The organism is Methylocapsa sp. S129 (assembly GCF_009765995.1).
Taxonomy (GTDB): Bacteria; Pseudomonadota; Alphaproteobacteria; order Rhizobiales; family Beijerinckiaceae; genus Roseiarcus.
Map to the genome: position 1 here is coordinate 259,052 of NZ_LMUI01000060.1, position 5,052 is coordinate 264,103.

General features: G+C 64.9%; 2 protein-coding genes. Both read right to left on the reverse strand.

What is annotated here, in order from left to right:
* Nucleotides 1-14: 14 nt before the first annotated feature.
* Entirely contained in the window at nucleotides 15-1,376 is a 1,362-nt protein-coding gene (locus GSQ90_RS31590; protein ID WP_158818954.1) for an efflux RND transporter periplasmic adaptor subunit, read from the reverse strand.
* Between the two features lie 186 nt (nucleotides 1,377-1,562).
* Nucleotides 1,563-5,052 (reverse strand): Ig-like domain-containing protein (locus GSQ90_RS31595; RefSeq protein ID WP_210255031.1); only part of this gene is annotated, 3,490 nt, incomplete at its 5' end.

The window sequence follows — 5,052 nt, forward strand, 5'->3', positions numbered from 1 at the left end:
TGTTGCGAGCGTCATCACCAGCCGAAGAATTGTCGGGCCGCCGCAAGCGGCCGGCGCGCCAGGTAGTAGAACAAGGAGACCTCGTCGCCGTAAATCTTCGCCGTGCCGCGCAGCCCGATGCGCGGGGCCGCAGCCGGATCGTCGAGCGTCGCTTTCAATCGATAGCCGAGTAGATTGGCGGGCGAAGGCGTGGCTTCGTAGCTCGCTTGACGGAGTTTCGCCTTAAGCGGCGCCCCGGGTGCGACATTAAGGAAGAGTTCCACATCGGCGCCAGCCTGCAGCGTGATCGCATCCGCCGCCGGCAGCCAAATCTCGAGTTCGGCTTGAGTTGGGTCGGCTATTTCCAAGAGCCGTTCGCCGATGGTCACCGGCCGGCCGATCCAATCGTTGGGATCGTCGAACAACGCCAGCCCGGCGCGACTGGCGGTCACGTGGATGCGCTCGAGCAGCGACTGCGCGTAGGCGACGTCGGCGCGACGCTGATCCGTGCGGCCCTTCAGAACGGTGAGCTTGGCTCGGCTCTTATCGTCGAAGACCGCCTCCTGGGCGGCTTGGCGATACTCGGCTTCCGCGACCGCCAGCTCCTTGCCAGCGACATCGAGCTTATTCTGAATCGCGCGAGGATCGAGGTCGAGCAAAGGTTGGCCAGCCTTGACGCTAGCGTTCGGCTCGACGAGAAAACGATCCACCACCCCGTCGAGCGGCGCGCGTACGATGGTCGGCTTGAACGGCACGACTTCCGCCGGCGCGAGCGCCGAAAGCCGCACCGGCAGGCATAGGCCAGCGCAAACCGCGGCCAGGATCGCGAGCTTGTAGGCATTGCGCCAGCCAAGGAAGCGCATCAGCAGCGAGCGCCGGCGTCCGCCGAGAAAACTCTGCCAAGCCTGAGCGAAGCCATCGGCGAGTTCCTGGAGCAAATAGCGTTCGCCGTCGCCCCACGGCTGCTCGCGCGCGAGCAGCAAGACGCCGAATTTGCCGTCTCTATTCAGCGCGAGAGGGACGCACAACGCATGCGCCGGCAGCCATTCGCCCCATTCCTCGGCAAGCTTGGCGGGCAGGTTGGACGCGCTAACCGGCTGGGGCGTATCCATCGCTTCCTTGTCGAGCCGACTCAGCACCCGGTTGAACCAAAGGATCAACGGGGCATTGCGTTCGACGACGGCAGCGCCGGAAATCGCCGTCACCCTCCCGACGCCGCGACGATCGCTTCGCCACAGCACGGCTTGCCGGTAGGGCGTCAACGCATGGGTCTCGTTGACCATGATGAAAGCGAGCTCCTGCTCGCTCGAGGCATGGCGCGCGCGTTTGACGAGTTGGATCAGAGTGCTCAGCCCGAAGAGCTGCGCCTCGAGATTGGGGGTCGGCGCGTGCTTCATGACGAACTGGCCCACGACCAAGCCGCGGCCCGCCCTTGGACGCCTGTCCTCCAAAAGAGCAAGCGACGGTCAGCGGTCCGCAGCCCCCGTCCTCTCAAGCCGAATGACTTCATCGAGCGACCTTAACGGAAAACCGCGCCGAACGCCGCCCTTTGTTTTGCGGCCGCCACGCCCCATACAGCGGCGTCAGCGGCCGCTTGCGGCCCCTTGCACGCTTTCTAGGAGCGCCATCCGCTCGGCATGCATGCCGCGCCATCCCAAACCGGCAAGCTGCGCGCTCAACCCGGCGCGCCCGGCAAGACCATCGGCCGCGCCGCCGCGACTGGCGTGGGGGCGGGCGAACTCGGCCGCCTGATCCGCCGTCGCACGGTGGTAATCATGGCCTGGAATGAGCGCGAGGTTGTGGCGCGCCTCCATCGCCCAAGGAGCAATGCTCCCGTCGAGAGGCGAGATCCACGCGTGCTTTCCGTCTGGCTTCAAGTTGATGGTGAATTCGATGATCGAGATATTGCCTTTGGAATCGCGGGCGATGATCTCGATGGCGAGCGTGTCTGACGACGCCGGGCCGGTCGAAACATCAGCCGGGACCTGGCCTGTGAATTTGCCGGTCGCGACGTCGAAGCGAAGCCAGCTCGGCAGCGGCCGCCCGTCCGCCAGTTGCCCCGTGACAGATACAATGTCGTGGCCAAGCGCCGCTTCGAGGGAGCCGAGCGGCACGTTGAAATCGACCTGCCTCTTGTCCGAGACGGTCGCGTCGATATCCGCTTCGACCGGATAGACCTGCGCGCCAAGACCAAAGCCTAAATCAAGACCCTGCTCGTCGAATGCGCCTGAGCCAGATTCGGTGTGGACGCCCGTCACCACCTCGAAGAAAACCGGCGGCGGACTGACGCCGGTGCTGGGGGATGGAGGTCCAGGATTGCCCTTGTCGACGAGAATAGCGCCGAAAATGCCGGTCACATTGACCTGGCTGGTTGCGACCGCGCTCGCCTGATTGTTCTGATCGGTGATTTGCCAATCGATCGCCACCGTGCCGCCAGATGTCTGAATGCTGCTGAATTTGATGCTCTGCAACACCTGGTCATAATGAGCGAGCGTATCGTTGCCGGTGAGCGTCAATACGCCGTTTAGGGCGTTATAACTGGCGTGGATGTTCGTGCCGCCCGTATCGGCGGTGAGCAGGTCGCCGAGCGTAAAGCCGCTGGCGACGCTGACGGTGGCGTTCTTGAGATTTGCACCGTCATAGACGCCGATCGATTGGTCGAGGCTGACAGGTAAATCAAGAACCGCTCGGTAGTTCACATCGGCGCCGGCGACAATGGTCGGAACGGCCTGGATATCGACCGTACTGGTCGCAGTGGCGCTCGTGCCGTTGCTCGCATCGCCGTCGGTCGCCGTCCAGGAGACGGTGCGCGTGAGATCGGCGCCGAAGTTGGTCGGATTGATGGAGGTCGAACTGAAAGTAACGCTGGCGAGGGCCGCCTTGTAATTGCTGATGCTGGCCGCGCCGGTGAGCGTCAACGTACCGTCAGCGGCGTCATAGCTGCCGGTAATGCCATTCTGATTGACGAAGTTCACAGTGTCGCCGGTGAGCAAACCGGACGTTATCTTGACCGTCGCCCCGGTCAACAATCCGCCGCTGTCCACGTCGCTCACGCCAAGGCCGGCGTCCAGCGCGACCGGCGACCCATTCTGAATGAAGGTGACGGCCCCTCCGACAGTCAGCGTCGGCGCCTCGTGCACCACGTCCACCGTGAACGACGGCGACGACGCCGTGCTGGTCAGGCTCGCAGCATCTGTCTCGGTCGCCGTGAACGTGTGCGTCCCATCGCCGAACGTCGCCGTGGTCACAATGTCAAACGCGCCGCCGGCGCCGACCGTCCCGGTCCCGACAATCGTCGTCGCATTGCCGTCCGCATAAAGATCGACCGTGTCGCCCGCCTCGCCGGTTCCTTGAAGCTCGACAGTTTGATTGGTCAATGGCGTTCCGACCACGGTCGCGATCACCGGCGCGCGTGGATCGACGTCAACCGCGAATGCCGACGACGATGCGCTCGTCAGGTGCGCCGAATTCGTCTCAGTCGCCGTGAACGTGTGCAGACCGTCGGCGAACGTCGCCGTCGTGGTTATATCGAACGCGCCGCCGGCGCCGACCGTCCCGGTCCCGACAATCGTCGTCGTATTGCCGTCCGCGTAAAGATCGACCGTGTCGCCGACCTCGCCAGTCCCCTTCAACTCGACCGTCCCGCCGTTCAAGGGTTGACCAACCAAGACAGCGACCGTCGGCGCGCTCGGATTGACATTAACTGTCAGCGGACTCGAGTTGGCGCTCGTCTGCGTCCCATCCGCGCTCGTGTCCGTCGCCGTCAGATGATACGTCCCGTCCGCGAATGTCGCCGTCGTCGCAAAGTCAAACGCCCCGCCCGCTCCCGCAACGCCGGAGCCAACCAGGGTCGCGCCGTTGTAAAGCTTGATCGTATCCCCGGACGCATCCCCCGTCCCCGCGATCTCAATCGTCCCGCCGTTGGTCGAGGTTCCCTGCTGCGCCAGGCCCGTCGGTGCGAGCGAACCCACAATTGCCGTCGCCGCCGTCGAAGCCGTGCTCGTCTCCGTCCCGTCCGCGCTCGTGTCCGTCGCCGTCAGATGATATGTCCCATCTGCGAACGTCGCCGTCGTCGCAAAGTCAAACGCCCCGCCCGCTCCCGCAACGCCGGAGCCGACCAAAGTCGCCCCGTTGTAAAGCTTGATCGTATCCCCCGACGCATCCCCCGTTCCCGCGATCTCAATCGTCCCGCCGTTCGTCGACGTTCCCTGCTGCGCAAGGCCCGTCGGCGCGACCGAAGCCACAATCGCCGTCGCCGCCGTCGAAGCCGTGCTCGTCTCCGTCCCGTCCGCGCTCGTGTCGACCGCCGTCAGATGATACGTCCCATCCGCGAACGTCACCGTCGTCGCAAAGTCAAACGCCCCGCCCGCTCCCGCGACGCCGGAGCCAACCAGGGTCGCGCCGTTGTAAAGCTTGATCGTATCTCCGGACGCATCCCCCGTTCCGGTGATGTCGATCGTCCCGCCGTTGGTCGAGGTCCCCTTCTGCGCCAAACTCGTCGGCGCGAGCGAACCAACAACCGCCGTCGCCGCTGTCGATTGAGCGCTCGTCTCCGTCCCGTCCGCACTCGTGTCCGTCGCCGTCAGATGATACGTCCCGTCCGCGAATGTCGCCGTCGTCGCAAAGTCAAACGCCCCGCCCGCTCCCGCGACGCCGGAGCCGACCAAAGTCGCCCCGTTGTAAAGCTTGATCGTATCCCCGGACGCATCCCCCGTTCCCGCGATCTCAATCGTCCCCCCGTTCGTCGACGTTCCCTGCTGCGCAAGGCCCGTCGGCGCGAGCGAACCCACAATCGCCGTCGCCGCTGTCGAAGCCGTGCTCGTCTGCGTCCCGTCCGCGCTCGTGTCCGTCGCCGTCAGATGATACGTCCCATCCGCGAATGTCGCCGTCGTCGTGATGTCGAAGGCGCCGCCAACGCCCACCGTCCCGGAGCCGACCAGGGTCGCGCCGTTGTAAAGCTTGATCGTATCCCCGGACGCATCGCCCGTCCCCGCGATCTCAATCGTCCCGCCGTTCGTCGAGGTTCCCTGCTGCGCCAGGCCCGTCGGTGCGAGCGAACCCACAATCGCCGTC